The sequence below is a fragment of the Teretinema zuelzerae genome (assembly GCF_021021555.1).
Classification (GTDB): Bacteria; Spirochaetota; Spirochaetia; order Treponematales; family Treponemataceae; genus Teretinema; species Teretinema zuelzerae.
In genome coordinates this window covers 912,502-929,905 of the sequence record NZ_JAINWA010000003.1, presented here as the reverse complement: position 1 = coordinate 929,905, position 17,404 = coordinate 912,502, and the positions used below count along the sequence as shown (strand labels likewise).

Annotated in this window: 16 protein-coding genes; 14 read left to right on the top strand and 2 right to left on the bottom strand. The window is 56.5% G+C overall.

Going from position 1 to position 17,404, the window contains the following annotated elements:
* The first annotated feature begins 65 nt into the window (after positions 1-65).
* On the top strand, positions 66-545 hold the full coding sequence (gene ybaK, locus K7J14_RS11355; RefSeq protein WP_230756256.1) for a Cys-tRNA(Pro) deacylase: 480 nt from the start codon (positions 66-68) through the stop codon (positions 543-545).
* 85 nt (positions 546-630) lie between these two features.
* Entirely contained in the window at positions 631-2,310 is a 1,680-nt protein-coding gene (locus tag K7J14_RS11350) for a SulP family inorganic anion transporter (RefSeq protein WP_230756255.1), read from the top strand.
* A gap of 20 nt (positions 2,311-2,330) precedes the next feature.
* Here K7J14_RS11350 and K7J14_RS11345 read toward each other — a convergent pair whose 3' ends face one another.
* Both K7J14_RS11345 and K7J14_RS11340 read right to left on the bottom strand, forming a co-directional pair.
* Positions 2,331-3,038: an epoxyqueuosine reductase QueH gene (locus K7J14_RS11345; RefSeq protein WP_230756254.1), complete on the bottom strand. Its 708-nt coding sequence runs from the start codon at positions 3,036-3,038 to the stop codon at positions 2,331-2,333.
* Positions 3,035-4,216, bottom strand: a complete 1,182-nt coding sequence (locus tag K7J14_RS11340; protein ID WP_230756253.1) for a DHH family phosphoesterase — start codon at positions 4,214-4,216, stop codon at positions 3,035-3,037. The genes K7J14_RS11345 and K7J14_RS11340 overlap by 4 nt, the downstream gene beginning before the upstream one ends.
* Before the next feature lie 155 nt (positions 4,217-4,371).
* On the opposite strand from K7J14_RS11340, the gene K7J14_RS11335 reads away from it, so the two are divergent.
* From K7J14_RS11335 to K7J14_RS11280, 12 genes are all read left to right on the top strand, one after another.
* The gene (locus K7J14_RS11335) at positions 4,372-5,148 is read left to right on the top strand and encodes a 4-hydroxy-tetrahydrodipicolinate reductase (protein WP_269062459.1); all 777 of its coding nucleotides are present in this window, start codon (positions 4,372-4,374) and stop codon (positions 5,146-5,148) included.
* Positions 5,149-5,210: 62 nt separating this feature from the next.
* Positions 5,211-5,429 (top strand): LPXTG cell wall anchor domain-containing protein, encoded by a 219-nt coding sequence (locus K7J14_RS11330; RefSeq protein ID WP_230756252.1) that lies wholly within the window; start codon positions 5,211-5,213, stop codon positions 5,427-5,429.
* Between the two features lie 137 nt (positions 5,430-5,566).
* Positions 5,567-6,727, top strand: a complete 1,161-nt coding sequence (locus K7J14_RS11325) for an ABC transporter substrate-binding protein (RefSeq protein ID WP_230756251.1) — start codon at positions 5,567-5,569, stop codon at positions 6,725-6,727.
* Positions 6,728-6,836: 109 nt separating this feature from the next.
* Positions 6,837-7,730: a branched-chain amino acid ABC transporter permease gene (locus tag K7J14_RS11320; RefSeq protein WP_230756249.1), complete on the top strand. Its 894-nt coding sequence runs from the start codon at positions 6,837-6,839 to the stop codon at positions 7,728-7,730.
* Positions 7,727-8,812 (top strand): branched-chain amino acid ABC transporter permease, encoded by a 1,086-nt coding sequence (locus tag K7J14_RS11315; protein ID WP_230756247.1) that lies wholly within the window; start codon positions 7,727-7,729, stop codon positions 8,810-8,812. The genes K7J14_RS11320 and K7J14_RS11315 overlap by 4 nt, the downstream gene beginning before the upstream one ends.
* Positions 8,812-9,567 (top strand): ABC transporter ATP-binding protein, encoded by a 756-nt coding sequence (locus tag K7J14_RS11310; RefSeq protein WP_230756246.1) that lies wholly within the window; start codon positions 8,812-8,814, stop codon positions 9,565-9,567. Before K7J14_RS11315 ends, K7J14_RS11310 begins: the two co-directional genes overlap by 1 nt.
* Positions 9,567-10,274, top strand: coding sequence for an ABC transporter ATP-binding protein (locus tag K7J14_RS11305; RefSeq protein ID WP_230756244.1), 708 nt, complete (start codon positions 9,567-9,569; stop codon positions 10,272-10,274). The genes K7J14_RS11310 and K7J14_RS11305 overlap by 1 nt, the downstream gene beginning before the upstream one ends.
* Before the next feature lie 374 nt (positions 10,275-10,648).
* Complete coding sequence (locus K7J14_RS11300) at positions 10,649-11,146, top strand: sodium:solute symporter family transporter (RefSeq protein ID WP_230756242.1); 498 nt, start codon at positions 10,649-10,651, stop codon at positions 11,144-11,146.
* 244 nt (positions 11,147-11,390) lie between these two features.
* On the top strand, positions 11,391-13,133 hold the full coding sequence (gene ilvB, locus K7J14_RS11295; RefSeq protein ID WP_230756240.1) for a biosynthetic-type acetolactate synthase large subunit: 1,743 nt from the start codon (positions 11,391-11,393) through the stop codon (positions 13,131-13,133).
* Between the two features lie 229 nt (positions 13,134-13,362).
* Entirely contained in the window at positions 13,363-14,292 is a 930-nt protein-coding gene (locus tag K7J14_RS11290) for an ABC transporter substrate-binding protein (RefSeq protein ID WP_230756239.1), read from the top strand.
* Positions 14,292-15,752, top strand: coding sequence for a sensor histidine kinase (locus K7J14_RS11285; RefSeq protein WP_230756237.1), 1,461 nt, complete (start codon positions 14,292-14,294; stop codon positions 15,750-15,752). Before K7J14_RS11290 ends, K7J14_RS11285 begins: the two co-directional genes overlap by 1 nt.
* Complete coding sequence (locus K7J14_RS11280) at positions 15,745-17,334, top strand: response regulator (protein WP_230756235.1); 1,590 nt, start codon at positions 15,745-15,747, stop codon at positions 17,332-17,334. The genes K7J14_RS11285 and K7J14_RS11280 overlap by 8 nt, the downstream gene beginning before the upstream one ends.
* Positions 17,335-17,404 lie beyond the last annotated feature (70 nt).

Below are 17,404 nucleotides of genomic sequence, written 5' to 3'. Positions count from 1 at the left end.
TTTTTTGTAATCAGCTTGCTGCCTGCGGACTCTCGGTATCGGAGTGTGGTATACTTTTCCTCGATATGGCGGAAGTAAAAAAGACGAATCCCATGAGGATTCTTGAAGCGCGGGGCATCCCCTACGGCGTTTCGCACTACGAGGTCGACGAAGACGCGCTGGACGCGGAAACGGCGGCGCGCAAGCTCGGCGTAGAGCCGGCTCGGGTGTTCAAAACCATCGTGATGCGGACAGATCAAAACGAGATCTGCGTGTTCTGCGTTCCCGCGGACTCCGAGGTGAACCTGAAAAAGGCGCGGGCCGCGGCAGGATCGAAGGAAATCGCGCCGGTAAAGCCGGCCGAGCTATTGGGCCTTACCGGCTATATCCGCGGCGGCTGTTCGCCCCTCGGAATGAAAAAGCGCTTTCGCACCTTTATCGACGAAACCGCGATTCTGCACGAGACTGTATATGTAAGCGCCGGCATCCGCGGAACCCAGCTGGTACTCGACCCCGGGAGTTTGCTCGAGGCCTCGTCGGCCGTCTACGCCGATCTGACCCTGTGAAGCTGAAACAAGGCGCGAAAACTAAAACTTTCGCGCGAATGCTTAAAAATCCGCGCGAAAGTTGTATCGCCAAGGGAGGCGTACGATGAAACGTCCTGAACTTTTTTCGATCGCACCGGCTTTGAGCCGCCGGGAAATCCTCGCCGACGCCCTTGCCGGCGGAAGCCTGGTCGTGCTCACGCTGCCGCTCGCCGTCGCCTTCGCCATGGCCAGCGGCATGACTCCGGCGAGCGGTCTCGCCGGAGCGGTTCTCGGCTGCCTGATCGTGTCGGCTTTCGGCGGCGGCCGCTTCCAGATAGCCGGACCGAGCGCGACCTTCGCCGTCGTGCTGTATTCGATCGGCCTTCGGTACGGCTTTCCCGGCATTCAGCTGGTATCGATCATGGCCGGTTCTCTGTTGATCGTTACCGGTTTGCTCGGCCTGGGCGGTCTTGTTCATTTCATCCCGTACACCATGGTGACCGGCTACACCGCCGGCGCCGCCGTACTAATCGCTCTCACCGGCGTGTCGGATATTCTCGGAATAGAACGATACTTTCTCCCTGACCATCTCGCCGGAAAAATCGGTTTTTTCATTAATTCGATTTCATCATTCGATCCGGCCTCGGCTCTCGTAGGGCTGGGAACCCTCGTGTGCATCATTCTCTGGAGCAAGCTCCTCCCCCGATTCCCCGGCTCTCTGCCGGCCATCGCGCTCGCCACGCTCGCCGCCGCGGCATTCGGCGTTCCGGTCGCGACCATCGGCTCGCGCTACGGCGATTTTTCCCGTATTTTTACGCCCTCCCTTCCGCCGCTCCCCGATTATCAGCTGCTCCACGATCTCATTCCCAAGGCGCTGCCTTTCGCCCTTCTCATCGCGGTGGAGTCGCTGCTCAGCGGAGCCGTTGCCGACGGCATGACGGGCAGGAAGCATAATGCAAATACCGATCTGGCCGCCCTCGGCCTCGCGAATATTGTTATTCCCTTATTCGGCGGAATTCCCGTTTCCATCAGCGTTGAGAGAACTACCGCGAACATCAGGAGCGGCGCATCCAGCCCGGTTTCAGGCGTCATGAACGCGCTCTTACTGTTTTTGATAACGCTGTGCTGCGCCCCCCTCGTGTCTCTAATACCGATTCCCGCGCTCGCCGCCGTTCTTGTCCATCTTGCGTTCAGGATGATCGATCCCGTTTCCATACGTTCGGTGTTCAGGGGCCAGAAATCAGACGCCGCCGTCATGACGGCCACCTTTGCCGTTACGGTATTCCTGTCTTTGACGACCGCGCTCGGCGTGGGATTTTTGCTTTCGGCTTTCTTCTTCATCAAGAAGATGATCGACCTTGCTTCGTTCTCCGCCATCAAGACCGAGCTCTCGGAAGCCGACCGCGATCCGGAGGAAAGCGATCCGAACAGCGTCGCCTCCCGCTCGATTCCTCCGGGCGCCGCGGTCTTCGAAATTTCCGGTCCGCTGTTTTTCGGGAGCGTCCAGAAGTTCAGCCAAACCCTGCGCTCATCGATGCACGGGTGCCGCGCGATGATTCTGCGCATGCGCAACACGGTGTACCTCGACGACGCGGGAATCCGCATGCTCGTCCAGCTCGGAGAAGATTGCAAAAAGAGAGGCATTCTGCTGCTGATTTCTGACATCCATACCCAGCCGTACATGCTCGCCTGCAAATCCGGGCTCGAAGAAAAACTGAGCCCGGGTGCGATACTGGGCAATCTCGACGAAGCCCTGGCCTACGCCGCGCGTTCGATGGTATCTCCCGTATCCGACGAGGAGTGATCGGGTTTGATTTGGAATGCTTACTTGCGTTCCGGGAGTTCTTCCTCGCGCGGTTTCGCCGCGTTTCCGTCCGGGGCTGAGCCTGAAGCCGTGTTCTTTATCCGTCCGAGGGCTTCCGCCTTCGACCATGAACAGCCGCACCAGTCCTGCCGATACAGCCCGAATTTTTTGCTTATCTCCACCGACCGCCTGAAGCCGTCTTTTTTCTTGAAATCCGACCACAGCCAGCGCACTCCCCAGGTTTCCTGAAGGGAGCTTCCGATGAGGTTGATGCGCTGGGCGTCCTTCATAGGGCTGATCGAAAGCGTGGTCGTGAAAAACTCGAATCCGAGCTCGCGGGCCTTCTCCGCCGTTTTTTCAAGACGCAGGGCGTAACAGAAAGTGCATCTGCTTCCCCCTTCGGGTTCGTGCGCGAGATGCTTCGCATGGTCGAGAAAGTCTTCCGGCCGGTATTCGCCTTCTATGAATGAAACTCCCTCGGCTTCTTCCATTTTGGATAAGAGTTCTTGCTGTTCGGCGGCCCGAAGCCTATATTCCCTTTCTTCGTCTATATTCGGGTTGTAATAAAAGACGGTCAGGCGGAAATGCCGGGAGAGCAGGGCGATTACCGCGGTGCTGCACGGGGCGCAACAGGAATGGAGGAGGAGGGTCGGCCTTCGGCCTTCGAGCGAGGCTATTTCGTCTTCCATGAGACGGTTCCAGTTTTGGGTAGAGCGGGTAGGGTTCACACGGTTTCCAGTTTTTCCAGCAAGGTTACGAGATAATCGGTCAGCGACGGAAGCTGTGACCGGGGAAACCGGAAGCCGATGGCTCCGGGGTGTCCGCCGCCGTCGGTTATAGAAAAGTCCATGAGCAATTTTCTCAGGTCGATGTCCGTTACTCGGCGGGAAATCCGCACGCGGAACTGGATGAGGTCGGAAACCTCCGGGGGATCGTAATAGACGGTGAGTCCGAGGGTTCCGGATTTTTCCGACAGGAAATCGGTGACCGCCTTGATTACTTTCACGAAGGTCGGGTATTCGACCCCTGCCATGTATTTTGCCGTTTCCTCTTCCGGTATGACCATATAGCCGGTTCTTCCGAAATAATGCGCCCGTTCCAAAAGCTCCCGGTACAAGTCGAGTTCGACCGGAGAGAGGGACTGAAGGGTATCGAAAATATCGGTCATGGAGGAATAGTTGCCGCTGTTTTTTCGGACCGTGCTTTGCAGGATTCCGCTGAACCGGTGCGTAAAGTGTTTATAGAAGAAAATATCCCTGTTTTTTTTCAGGGTGAGGCCCAGCCTCGTGTCTCCGATCATGCCGGTGAGGAGGGAGAGCACGAGATTCCGGGAATAGAGCTCGTCGATCTTGTGCTTCTCCAGAAGTTCAGGTTTGCAGGAGAGCTTATAACAGAGAAGGGCGATCAGCTCGCAGGTGCTCGTGGCGCGGGCGACGAGGCAGTATCCCGGGTCTCCGGTGCAGGCGGCGTCGGCGGAGAGGTGGTGATCAAGTTCTATTACCCTCACTGCGCGGTCTTCTATGAGTTTTTTGGCGCACGGCGGAGCGGCGATCATGTCGGGCTTCGGGGTGTCGAGAACGATGATGGCTTCCGGCCTGTGTTCGAGGCTGTCGCATTCGCGCAGCAAGGTGATCTGGTTATATTCGCAGATGTTGACGAGATAGGAAAGCTGGTCCGGAATTTTATCGGTTATGCAGACGGAGACGTTTTTGTGGAATTTCTTGATGACGAGAGCCATCGATACCAGCGAGGATATGCAATCCTCGTCGGGCAGCTCGTGGCCGAGCAGGAGAAATCCGTTTTTTTCGCCCAGTACCGCAAGAATCCTGTCTATCGTCCTGTTTTTTTCAGCGATGGACGCGAATCCGATTTTTGCAGTTCCGGACAGCGGGTGTGTGTCTGTCATGTAGTATTATCCGTACTCTACACTATATCAGATTTTCTGTTAAAAGCAGAAAAAAAAACTGTTTTTACCCCGAATTAACCGGTTTTTGCCCTTTCCTTGACGTATCGCGCGTATCATTCTATCTTTAGGACAATAAAATGAACGGAGGTTGATTATTGAAGGTAGGATTATTTGGATTCGGCCGCACGGGACGGCTGGTGGCAGAGGAAATTATAAACGACCCTGACTGTACGTTGACCTGGGTTGTGAGGAAGTCCGATAAAAACAATCATGAATACGCCAGCGATTTTTTGGGCTTTCCGAAAAACCGGCAAGGTTACTTCTTTTCTATGGAAGAAACGAAGGATCCTGAGTTTTTTTGCAATAACCCGGTAGACGTCATTATCGATTTTTCGTCCACGCAGGGGCTGTACGAGTACGCCCACGCGGCGGACTGCGGCATTCACATCGTTTCCGCGATTTCGCATTTCGAGCAGCCTGAAATAGACTTTCTTAAAAAACTATCGGAAAAGACGGCAGTATTATATTCAGCGAACATTACGCTCGGCATCAATTTTCTTCTGGTCGCATCGCAGATCCTGCAACAGATCGTGCCGAACGCCGATATTGAAGTGATCGAAGAACACTTCAGACAGAAAAAAGGCGTTTCTGGTTCCGCGTTGAAAATCGCCGAGAAATTGAATCTCGATCCCGTTCAGCACATCAATTCTATCCGGGTCGGGGGAATAGTCGGGAAACACGAAGTCGTGTTCGGCCTTCCGAACCAGACTATCAGAATCGCCCACGACGTTATTTCCCGTTGCGCTTTCGGAGCTGGAGCCCTGTTCGCGGCTCGCGCCATTAAAGATCAAAAGACCGGTTTTTTCACCATGGAAGAGCTGATGAGAGCGGCCTTCATCGAAAAGATAGCGGTCAACCGTATTCTGGTATAATATGGATACTAACGGCCGGGGACTTCTCCGGCAGCAATCGCTTGTATTAAAGGGGAACGACTATGAACAGATTTGCGGGCATGATCGGTACGACTCTCGGCGGAGGTTTGATAGGCGCCGGGGTGCAGCGGACTCAGATGGCGGGAAACAAGCTTTCTTCAGGCTTTTCGAAACTCGTCGGGAAGGGGGGCTTAAAATTCGACGAAACAACCTGGGTGTTGTTCATTCTGGGAGCCCTTCTGTTAATCGCCGGCGTATATCTTTCCTCGCGGAGAAAATAGCCCTTTTTTTACCGAAATAAAGCGGTTCATCAGTCTGATAACTTGCGTGACATCCTTTTCCCGGGGTATAATCCCCGGGAGCAAAGACGCCGGAGTTTAATACGCCCGGCGTTTTTTTGTGAAAAAAGGAGAAACGCATGAAAAAAGCAATACTGATGACCGCCGCCTGCGTGCTTGCGGCCTCTGTCGGATTCATCGGCTGCAGCAAGTCTGCCGCCGCCGATTCCAGCGTGATCAAGATCGGAGTATTCGAGCCCATGACCGGCGCGAACGCGGCCGGCGGCGCAATGGAAGTCGAGGGAATCAAGCTCGCCAATGAAATGTTCCCCACGGTCACCGTCGGCGGAAAAGAATACAAGGTCGAACTGGTGATCGCGGACAACAAGTCTGACAAGGTCGAGGCAGCCAACGCCGCCCAGCGCCTTCTCGACAAGGACCGCGTTTCCGTCATTCTCGGCTCATGGGGTTCCTCTCTTTCCATGGCCGCAGGTCCCCTCGTGATGGAGGCAAAGGTGCCGGCCATCGGACTTTCCTGCACGAACCCCCTGGTCACTCTCGGAAACGACTACTACTTCCGCGTTTGCTTTATCGATCCCTTCCAGGGCGTCGTCATGGCTAACTACGCGTACACCGTCGCGAACGCCCGCACCGCCGTCATTGTTCAGGAAGTTTCCAACGATTACTCTGTCGGTTTGGCCAAGTTCTTCACCGACAACTTCCGCACGCTCACCGGAAACCAGGATTGCGTGCTTTCCGTGCTCAACTACAACACCGGAGACCAGGACTTCACCGCTCAGCTGACCACCATCAAGTCCCTGAATCCCGACGTCATCTTCGCTCCCGGAAACTATACCGAAAGCGCCCTCGTCATGAAGCAGGCCCGCGAACTCGGAATCACCGCGCCCTTCCTCGGCGGCGACACCTGGGAAACCCCTGAGTTCATCGATGTAGGCAAGAACCTCGTCGAAGGCGCGACCTTCTCCACCTTCTTCGCCGCCGAAGGAGCTACCTCCGGCGTTTCCAAGACCTTCGTAGACGCCTACCGCGCGAAATACGGAAAAGAGCCCGCAGCCGTCACCGCTCTCGGCTTCGACGGATACCTCGTCGCCCTCGACGCTATCAAGCGCGCCGACAGCCTCGACACCGTCAAGATCCGCGACGCGATCGCCGCGACCAAGGGATTCGAAGGAGCCGCGGGAACCGTCACCCTCGACGCCAACGGAGACGCCACGAAGAGCGCCTTCATCAAAACAGTTAAAGACGGCAAGTTCACGTATCTGACCGTCGTTCAGCCTTAATTCCGGTTACCGAACCGCGGCGGGATTTTCTGTTTTAAGGAGATCCTTCCGCGGTCCCTTTCCGCCCGGAGTCTGCCGGGTTACCCTAACCGTACATACGGAAACGCACATGACTTTTTCATTATTTTTACAGCACCTGACCAACGCGCTGTCGCTCGGCAGCTTATACGCCCTGATCGCTATCGGTTATACCATGGTGTACGGAATACTGCGCCTGATCAATTTCGCCCACGGCGACGTTTTCATGCTGGGTGCGTACATCGCCTTCTACCTTACAACCTTTTTCCTGCTTCCTTGGTGGGCGGCCTTTCTCGTCGCCATCGCGTGCACCGCTTTATTCGGAATCGGCCTCGAGAGGACAGCATACAAACCCCTGAGAGATTCCCCGAAAATTTCGATTATGATAAGCGCCATCGGCGCGTCTTTTTTAATAGAGAATCTGGCGACTGTTTTGTTCGGAGGAAGGCCCAAGGGATTTCCCGTTCCGCCCCTCTTCAGCAAGGTTCTGCACTTCGGCTCGGTTTCAGTCGTCTCCGTCAGCGTGATCATACCTGTTTTCACCTTCGCGCTCCTGGCCCTGCTCCTGTGGATAGTCCATAAAACCAAAACGGGAATGGCGATGAGGGCCGTCTCCACCGATATCGACGCCGCCAGACTGCAGGCTATCGACGTAAACCGCGTCGTGTCCTTCACCTTCGGACTCGGATCCCTTCTCGCGGCGATCGGCGGAATCCTGTGGGCCCTGAAATATCCGCAGCTTAATCCGACTATGGGCATTATGCCCGGACTCAAATGCTTCATCGCCGCCGTTCTCGGAGGCATCGGAAACATCATGGGCGCGGTGCTCGGCGGCTTCCTTCTCGGACTTATTGAAATCATGATCATAGCCTTTCTGCCGGATCTCACCGGATACCGCGACGCGTTCGCCTTCGTAGCGCTGATTCTGGTTCTGCTGCTGAAGCCCGCCGGATTGTTGGGCAAAAACCAGGTGGAGAAGGTATGATGAACTCCAAAACAAAGAATATCCTGACCGCGGCGGCTATCGTTTCCGCCCTAGTGTTCGTCGGCATAGCGGACAACCTGTTCGCGAACTTTACGCTCCGGGTCTTTAATCTCTGCGGGATCTACATTGTTCTCGCGCTTTCCATGAACCTGCTCAACGGCTTCACCGGCCTGTTCTCGCTCGGCCACGCAGGCTTCATGGCGATCGGCGCCTATGTCTGCGCTCTTTTAACGCTGAGCCCCGCCCAGAAGGAGCTCAACTTCTTCCTCGCTCCGATCGTGCCGTTTCTGGCGAATGTCCAGCTGCCCTTCGTTCCGTCGCTGATTCTCGCCGGCCTCGCCGCGGCTTTCTTTGCCTGGCTCATCGGCGCTCCCGTTCTCCGTCTGCGGGACGATTATCTGGCGATAGCCACCCTCGGCTTCGCGGAGATCGTGCGGGTGCTGATCACCAACATGCAGACCGTGACGAACGGAGCCCTCGGCCTCAAAGGCCTGCCCAAGTATTCGACCACCTGGGTGATCTGGGGAGCCGCGGCCCTCTCCGTCGTGTTCATGCTTTCTCTTATCCATTCCGCTTTCGGCCGCTCGATGAAGGCTGTCCGCGACAACGAAATCGCCGCCCAGGCTATGGGAATCGACGTCGCCCATGTGAAAATCGTCAGCTTCGTGGTTTCAAGCTTCATGGCCGGAGTAGGAGGAGCCCTGCTCGGCCATTTGATGACGACGATAGACCCCAGAATGTTCGTGTTCTCTCTTACCTACAATATCCTGCTCATCGTCGTGCTCGGCGGAAACGGGAGCATCACCGGCTCGGTGATCGCCTCCGTGGTCGTCACCTTCATGATGGAGATTCTGCGCTTCCTCGACGGTCCGCTCAACCTGATTTTTATCAAAACCGACGGATTGCCGGGACTCCGCATGGTCGTCTTTTCGCTCCTTTTGATGATCGTAGTCATTTACCGGCAAAAAGGCTTGATGGGGCAGAAGGAATTTTCCTGGAATATGCTTTCCGACGCGGCCTCCGGCGCGAAACGCTTATTCGCGCGCGCTCCATCCGCAGGCCGGACGAAGGGAGGAAACTGATGCTTCGTACAGACAACGCGACAATGCGCTTCGGCGGCCTGACAGCCGTCTCCGCCCTGAATATGAGTGTTTCCGACGGAGAGATCGTCGGCTTGATCGGACCCAACGGCGCCGGCAAAACGACCGCCTTCAACATGATAACCGGCGTATATAAGCCCACCGAAGGCAGCGTCGAATACAACGGAACGGATATTTCCCGGCTCCCGCCTCACAAGATAACCGAAATCGGCTTGGCCCGCACCTTTCAGAATATCCGCTTGTTCCGGGGCATGAACGTGCTCGAGAACGTGCTGGTCGCGGCTAATCTCCGCAATCGGGTGAACTTTTTCTCCTCCGTTCTCCATCTTCCCGTGTACCGGGAGCGCGAACGCATTGCGAAGGAGGAGGCTCTGGAGCTGCTCGATTCTGTCGGGCTGGCCGACCTTGCCTACGAGGCCGCGACCTCCCTCCCGTACGGTAAACAGCGGAGGCTCGAAATCGTGCGCGCCCTGGCGACCAAGCCGTCTCTGCTTTTGCTCGACGAGCCGGCCGCGGGAATGAATCCCCATGAATCGCGCGAACTGATGGAGTTCATCCGGGCGATACGCGACCGATTCAGCCTTTCGATACTGCTGATCGAACATCACATGCAGGTGGTCATGGGCGTGTGCGACCGGATGTACGTGCTTGAATACGGCTTGACCATAGCCGACGGAACGCCGGCGGAAATACGCAGCAATCCGCGGGTCATCGACGCGTATCTGGGGGTGGACTGATGCTTAAACTTGAAGATGTCTCCGTCTTTTACGACGGCATACACGCCCTGCAGGGAGTGTCCATCGATGTGCCCGAGGGCAAGATCGTATCGCTCATCGGAGCGAACGGAGCGGGCAAGTCAACGACGCTTAAATCGATCGTCGGCCTCGTGCGTCCTGCCTCCGGCTCGATCAGCTGGCACGGACGTGAAATATCCGCCGCCCAGACCAAGGATATCGTGCGACGGGGAATCGTTCTGGTTCCCGAAGGCCGCAGGGTGTTTCCGAATTTGACGGTCGAGGAAAATCTCGCTCTCGGGGCGTATTCGCGCACCGACCGCTCGGAAGTGAAAAAGGACAGGGAGATGGTGTACGATCTGTTCCCCCGCCTTCGCGAGCGGATCAACCAGAGCGCCGGAACCCTTTCGGGGGGCGAACAGCAGATGCTCGCAGTCGGCCGGGGCCTGATGACCCGCCCCGAGCTTTTCATGCTCGACGAACCGTCTCTCGGATTGGCCCCGCTGATCGTGAAGATGATTTTCGAGATAATCAGGGAGATCAACCGCAAGGGCACCACTGTCCTCCTCGTGGAGCAGAACGCCCATGCGGCGCTCGAGGTGGCCGACATGGGCTACGTGCTTGAAACGGGCTCGATCATTCTGCAGGGCGTCGGAAAGGAGCTTCTCGCGGACGACCGCGTCCGCAAGGCCTATCTCGGCGAAATCTGAGATATCACGCCCGACGGCGCGCCGCGAGGGCAGTTCGCGCCTAAAAAAACAGTAATTCGCTTATTTTGAGGCCGGAATCCGTGCGAATCGAAGTTCGCACAGGTTCCGGCTTTTTTTGTTTCTTTCTGCAGATACATTTTTCTTGACAGCTCTATATCGCCGGTTTACCATGAACCGACTGGTCAGTCGGTTTTTAAGCGAACCGCTTGACAGGCGATTCGCTGCGGGGTGTCGGTACGAAATGAAAGAAACGTTTTTTAATTTAAGCGAAGAAAAGCAGGCCCGCATCATGAATGCGGTTTTGGAAGAATTTTCCCTGTCCGGCTATGAAAAGACCAGTTTGGATACGATAGTGCGGAAGGCGGACGAGAAAAATGGGCCACAGCCTCGACGCCCACACCTTCCCCGAGCTTTTGGGTAAGCGGTACGATTCTACCTTCCTGCAGACTGCCGGCGGAGTCCTCATCTTCCTGGCGATGCCGTTGTACGCCGGTTCAGTGATAATCGGCGGCGTCCAGTTCGTCTCGCAGACGCTGCACATTCCCTACGAGGTCGCGCTTTTGTTTTTCGTGGCTGTCGGCGCGCTCTACGTTAAGCGGGCGAGCAGGGCAGCCGCGGTCGCCTGCTTTATCTCCGGGGTGAGCGTGAGCTTGTTCTGGCTCTTGTTCATCCACGCCAAGGAAGCGGTGCCGCTCGGCCTGTGCAAGGCTCTTTTCGGAGTACCCAGCCTCTTTCCGGCTCTTGCGAACGTGGACGCGATCATCATAGCTTTGCCGGTTTCAGCCTGTGTCTATGCCGCGACGACCTTTTTCACTCCGCCGGTGGATGAAAAAATCGTGGAAAAAGCTTTTCATGGCATTGAGAATGCATAAATATGCTTGACAGCCTGTATATTTATACGTATCATAGCATTATGAATATGATTTTAGCGCTCGCAGCAGTAGTCCTTCTCGTCGTCGAACTGGTCGTCGTTACCGGCTCTCAGGGGCGTCTGTCGCGGGTGTGAGTGTACGCATAATATGCGAAACCCTCCGGCAGGCCCGGGGGGTTTTTTTATTATCCGGCACGATGCAAACAGTCTTCCGAACGAAGACATCAGGAAAGGAGAGGTAGAAAATGATCGAAGCAACCGGCGCTCAAATCGTAGTTACGCTGTTGGAACGGCAGGGCATCAAGACAGTGGCGGGAATCCCGGGAGGGGCTGTTCTGCCCCTCTACGATGAATTGATGAAAAGCGATATCGACCACATTCTGGTTCGCCATGAACAGGGCGGCGGTTTTTTCGCCCAGGGCATGGCCCGATCAACGGGAGAGACCGCGGTATGCATCGCGACGAGCGGTCCCGGAGCCATGAACCTTCTCACCGCCGTTGCGGACGCCCGCTCGGACTCCATCCCGATGGTAGCCATCACCGGCCAGGTCAACACCTACCTGATCGGCACCGACGCTTTTCAGGAAGCCGACACCTTCGGCCTCTCGTTTCCTATTACAAAACACAGCATTATGGTTAATTCGGCCGAGGAGCTGCTTCGAGCAATACCCGACGCGTTCCGCATCGCCGCCTCCGGCCGTCCCGGTCCGGTGCTTGTAGACATTCCCCGCGACATTCAGCTTCAGAAAGTCCGCTTCGATTCCTGGCCGGAACCCGGAAAAGGCGAGCGCAGCGGTTCCCGCTTCCATACCTCCCCCGAGAACTTCGGGAAAATCCTGGCGGAAGCGGCGCGGATACTCGTTTCCTCTTCCCGGCCGGTCCTGTACGCCGGGGGCGGTTGCGCTTCGCCCGCCGCGTCGAAGGGAGTCCGCAGCTTGCTGGAAGCGATGCCGATGCCGGTAGCGACGAGCCTGATGGGCATCGGCGTCATACCGACAAGCGATCCGCAGGCGATGGGGATGGTCGGAATGCACGGAAGCATCGCCGCAAACCGCGCCATGCATGATTCCGACGTAGTGCTCGCCTGCGGCGTGCGCTTCGACGACCGGGCCACCGGAGTCATCAAGCGCTTCTGTCCTGATGCCCGGATCATCCACATAGATATCGACGCGGCGGAGATCAACAAGATTCTTCCGGCCGTGCTCTCCCTCGTAGCGGACGCGGAATCGTCCCTGCCCGTGCTCGCCCGCTTCGTTCACGACGAGCTTTCTTCGCCGGCTCCATACGCGGCGCGGGCGGCTGAAAGAGCCGAATGGCTTTCCCGGCTCGCGGCTCTCCACGAGGAAGCCGACCGCGTTCCGGAAGCCGACGGGGCCGACAGCGCCTGTTCCTTTATCGCCGGCATTCCCGCGGCAGCCGAACGGGCAGGGCTCGATCCCTCATCAATCATTGTCACTACGGACGTAGGCCAGCATCAGATGTGGACGGCTCAGCACTATCCCTTTGAACGGACCCGCCAGTTTTTAACCTCCGGGTCCCTGGGCACGATGGGCTTCGGCCTTCCGACCGCTCTGGGAGCGGCGGCGGCGAATCCCGATAAACGGGTGGTGTGCGTGTCCGGCGACGGATCGATCATGATGAATATCCAGGAGCTGGCGACGCTCGCCGAACGCAATTATGCGGTCACCGTCATCGTTCTGGACAACGGAGCCCTCGGAATGGTCAGGCAGCAGCAGGAGGTGTTATTCGACAAACGGTATTCCGCGAGCGTCTTTTCCCGCTCTCCCGATCTGTTGAAGATCGCCGAAGGGTTCGGGATCGCGATCGCTGACGCCGACGATCCTGATTGGGCTGAGCGCGCCTTCGCATCATCCGGGCCGGTATTCGTCGTAAAGAAAATCCGGCAGGCGGAAAACGTGTATCCTTTCGTTCCGGCGGGGAAGGCGAACGTGGAAGCGATGACCGCTCCTGCGGCCGTTCTTTCATAACCGGGCAGTATTGTCTGAAAAAAGCTTGCCCCGGCGGTTTTTACCGGGGTATACTGCTTGTCTATCGTACACGCAGTTATATCGGGGCGGGTTACATATGGTGAATATACGGATTTTGCAGACTGGTCGGGCCGTATCTTTGGCCCTTTTGTTCGCCGCGGCTTTCGCATTTGTTTTTTCAGGCTGCGGCCGCCCAACTCCCCGCGGGGAAGGCGGCACAAATAAGGCGTTGAAAACAACGCAAGAACAGGCGTCCGGACCGGTTCTCCAGGAACAGCTCATTCTTGGTTTTTCCCAGATCGGAGCCGAAAGCGCCTGGAGGAACTGCAACACCCGCTCGATACGCGAAGCGGCCGACGACGCGGGAATCCAGCTCCTGTTCGAAAACGCCGAACAAAAACAGGAAAACCAGATAAAGGCGATCCGGTCTTTCATCGCGTATCAGGTCGACGTCATCGCCTTCGTTCCGATCGTTTCAAACGGCTGGGACAATGTGCTGCGCGAAGCTAAGGATGCCGGAATCCCCGTCCTTGTAACCGACCGGAAAATCGAAACAGAAGATTATACTCTCTTTGCGGGCTTCATCGGAACGGACAGCGAACAGGAGGGCAGGGAAGCGGCCCTTTTTTTACGCGGCGCATGGGAAAAAAAGAACGCGGCGAGGCCGATGAAGATTGTGGAAATATCTGGAACCGAGGGTTCGTCCGCGGCGAACGGCCGCGCGCGCGGCTTTCGGGAAGAGCTCGGCGACGATAGCGGTTTTCAAATAGTATATACGCGTTCAGGGGATTTCCTGCGTTCGAAGGGTTACGAAATAATGCGCTCGATACTGGAAAGCGGCGTCGCCTTCGATGCCGTGTTTTCGCATAACGACGGCATGACGCTCGGAATCCTTGAAGCGATGAAGGAAAAGGGGCTGAAGCCCGGAAGGGACAACATCATCGTCACCATAGACGCGGAACAGGCCGCGATCGACGCCCTCGTCGCCGGGGAAGTGAACTGCGTCATCGAATGCAATCCGAAAACGGGGCCGATCATCATGGATCTCGCCCGCAAGCTGGCGAAGGGCGAAAAAATACCTCCCCTCATCCATGTCGAAGAAGCGGTGTTCAAAGAGGGAGATCCCGGGCTCGAACTTCTTCCTCCGCGGGGTTACTGATGTTCGCTACATTCCGCCGCAGCCGCTTTCTTCCGATGACCAGCCTCTCGCGAATGCTCAAATATTCGTACACGATAATCATCGTGCTCATGCTCATTTTGCCGGTCACTACCATCCTGAGTTCCCTGGCTCAGAGCGCCCAGTACGACCTGATGATATCGAACGTGAGCAAGACGAACCGCATCAATCAAATCGTAAAGACCGATATTTCCAACGAGTTGTGGGACATCGTCGCGGGAAACAGGCGATTCGAGGAAGGCCGTCATTACCAGATCATCAACTCGATCAACCAGGGGTTGCAGGAAATACTGGAAACGACCTCGGTAACCGGAAACCGCCAGATGCTGGAGGTCGCCGGGCGCGCCATGAACACCTTGTCAAACTACGTAGGACGCATCGGGCTGCAAATCCAGTATCGCTATCCGGTCATCGAAAACGAAAAGCTTCTGGACGAAATCCGCGGCGTAGCGGCCCTGGTTTCCGATATTCTCGAAGAGTTCATCGTTCTCGAGATCGAATCGGCAGAGCGCACCAACGAACGCATCAAAACGATGGTCTGGGTGCTCGCGGTTTTTCAGACGGTTACCGTGCTGGGCGTCGCCGGCTTCGCCATTTTCGCGCTGCAGTCCGTGTCCGTCATGATCAACATGCCGATCAAGGAGCTTGAACTCTTTTCCACGAAGATCGCATCGGGCGATCTTGAGGCGCGGGCCGACATTCCCCGGATACAGGAACTCGAGAACCTCGCCGTCAATTTAAACACGATGGCGGTTAAAATACGCGAACTCATCGACATGAACATTCTCGAACAGCAAAATCTTCAGAAATCCGAAATGAAGGCCCTGCAGGCGCAGATCACGCCGCACTTTCTGTACAATACGCTCGACACCATCATCTGGCTCGCGGAAGGCAAGCAGTACGACCAGGTCATCGACATTACGCGCGCCTTCTCCAGTTTTTTCAGAATATCGCTTAGCCGCGGACGCGATTGGGTAACGGTCGCTGACGAAATAGCCCACGTGGAAAACTATCTGACGATTCAGAAAATTCGCTACCGTGATATTTTGGATTATTCGATCGAGTACGATCCGGCCATGGCCTCGTATCCGGTGTTGAAACTGGTGCTGCAGCCCCTGGTCGAAAACGCCCTGTACCACGGGATCAAGAATAAGCGCGGACGCGGCGTATTGCGGGTGCGGGCCTTCAGGGAAGCCGGCCAGCTCAGGTTTTCCGTCGAGGACAACGGAATCGGCATGACGGAGGAGCGCCTCGCCGAGGTGCGCAGAGGCCTCATGGCCGACAGAGAGGGAGAAGGAGTAGCCGATATGTACGGCCTCTATAATGTGAGCAAACGGCTTCAACTGTATTACGGAAAGGATGTGTTCCTGAAAATAAAGAGCGTCCATCGCGAGGGAACCGTGGTTTCGTTCGGAGTTCCCCAGGAGGCGCAGAATGTATAGCGTTTTTCTGGTGGAAGATGAAATAGTCGTTCGAGAGGGCATCCGCTCGAGCATCCCCTGGGATGAGACTGACTTTACCCTCGTCGGGGAAGCTCCCGACGGCGAAATGGCGCTTTCCATGCTCCAGGAGCTCAAACCGGACATCCTGTTGACCGATATTAAAATGCCCTTTCTGGACGGCCTCGCGCTTACCCGCATCGTCCGCAAAACGCAGCCGTGGATGAAGGTCGTCATTATTTCCGGCCACGACGAATTCCAATATGCCCGCGAGGCCATATCTTTGGGCGTGGAAGAATATCTTTTAAAACCGGTATCAGCCGCGGACATGCTTCGCTGCCTTGAAAAGGTCGCCTTGCGCATCGAGGCCGAAAAACGCGAGTCTGACGATATCGAACGGTTGCGTTTACAGGCGCGGACGAATGCCCAGGCTCTGCGCGAAAAGTGGCTTGCAGGCCTCGTCACCGGAGAAGCTTCGACCGAGAAGGCGATCGAAACCGCGCAATCCTACGGCATCGATCTGATAGCCCGCGGCTATGCGGCGATCGCCGCTGAAATACATCTGCCGCCGGAGGATTTTCCCCGGCTCGATCGGGTTCGCAGGGCGGTCGAGGGGTTCGCGTCTTCGAGGGCGGACGTGATTTCGTTTCCGCTCGGCGTGAACCAGTACGCGTTCATCATCAAGGAATCGGAACAGAACTCTCTTGAAGAGGATTCCTATTCCTTCGCTCAGGGTCTGAGCTTCGAGACGAATAGAAAGACCTCCTGCCGGCTGACTATCGGCATAGGCCTTCCTGCCGAACGCATAGCCGAAATTCCCCGATCATTCGCCGAGGCGAACGCGGCGCTCCGCCATCTTACGGCTTCCGGCCGGACGGAAATCGCGGGTTTCGCCGATATGGATTCGAGCGAACGGGCCGCGTCGCGTTCGGGAGCCGACCCCGTTGCAGACCGGCTGCGCACCCTGTCCCGAAGCGATATCGACTGCTTCGTGGAGCAGTACGCCGAGATGCTCGGGAAGAACGAGAGCCAGGCGAGCTATATCGGCTATTATCTTCTGTACGATCTGATAGTCGCGGCGGCGACGGTTGCCCGCGAACTCGGCGGAGACCCCGCGGCTCTTTTCCCCTCTCCGCGAAGCCACGAGCTGATCATCGGCATCGCCTCCGAGCGGGGAACCTTTCTTGCGGAGGTTCGCCGCATCCTTGAACGGATCATGTTGCTGCGCGACGAATCTCCGGCCGGCCGCCACCTGTCGATGATCCTGAAGGCGAAAAACTACATCGACGTTCATTTCGCGGATCCCGATATTTCGCTTCACTCGGTAGCCTCTGTGGTCAACGTAAGCCCGAACCATTTCAGCACGGTGTTTTCCCAGGAGGCCGGCGAAAGCTTTATCGAGTATCTCACCTGCGTGCGCATCGGACATGCAAAGAGACTGCTCGCGGAAACCCGGATGAAGAGCGTCGACATAGCCTACGAGAGCGGGTTCAACGACCCTCATTATTTCAGCTTCATGTTCAAGAAAAAAACCGGCGTTTCCCCGAGGGAGTTCCGGGCGGAAAAAAATCAACCTGAAGAATAAAAAAACGCACCTTTCAAAACGGCGCGGCGGAAAAAATTCCACCAAAGTCGAGTAATTTGTTCATGTACTT

What these genes read in the sequence shown, in the direction of transcription:
- ilvB (WP_230756240.1), top strand. Translation starts at nt 11,391, where the DNA reads ATGATCGAAGCAACCGGCGCTCAAATCGTAGTTACGCTGTTGGAACGG.
- K7J14_RS11305 (WP_230756244.1), top strand. Translation starts at nt 9,567, where the DNA reads ATGCTTAAACTTGAAGATGTCTCCGTCTTTTACGACGGCATACACGCC.
- K7J14_RS11285 (WP_230756237.1), top strand. Translation starts at nt 14,292, where the DNA reads ATGTTCGCTACATTCCGCCGCAGCCGCTTTCTTCCGATGACCAGCCTC.
- K7J14_RS11310 (WP_230756246.1), top strand. Translation starts at nt 8,812, where the DNA reads ATGCTTCGTACAGACAACGCGACAATGCGCTTCGGCGGCCTGACAGCC.
- K7J14_RS11280 (WP_230756235.1), top strand. Translation starts at nt 15,745, where the DNA reads ATGTATAGCGTTTTTCTGGTGGAAGATGAAATAGTCGTTCGAGAGGGC.
- K7J14_RS11325 (WP_230756251.1), top strand. Translation starts at nt 5,567, where the DNA reads ATGAAAAAAGCAATACTGATGACCGCCGCCTGCGTGCTTGCGGCCTCT.
- K7J14_RS11350 (WP_230756255.1), top strand. Translation starts at nt 631, where the DNA reads ATGAAACGTCCTGAACTTTTTTCGATCGCACCGGCTTTGAGCCGCCGG.
- K7J14_RS11315 (WP_230756247.1), top strand. Translation starts at nt 7,727, where the DNA reads ATGATGAACTCCAAAACAAAGAATATCCTGACCGCGGCGGCTATCGTT.
- K7J14_RS11340 (WP_230756253.1), bottom strand. Translation starts at nt 4,216, where the DNA reads ATGACAGACACACACCCGCTGTCCGGAACTGCAAAAATCGGATTCGCG.
- ybaK (WP_230756256.1), top strand. Translation starts at nt 66, where the DNA reads ATGGCGGAAGTAAAAAAGACGAATCCCATGAGGATTCTTGAAGCGCGG.
- K7J14_RS11330 (WP_230756252.1), top strand. Translation starts at nt 5,211, where the DNA reads ATGAACAGATTTGCGGGCATGATCGGTACGACTCTCGGCGGAGGTTTG.
- K7J14_RS11300 (WP_230756242.1), top strand. Translation starts at nt 10,649, where the DNA reads ATGGGCCACAGCCTCGACGCCCACACCTTCCCCGAGCTTTTGGGTAAG.
- K7J14_RS11320 (WP_230756249.1), top strand. Translation starts at nt 6,837, where the DNA reads ATGACTTTTTCATTATTTTTACAGCACCTGACCAACGCGCTGTCGCTC.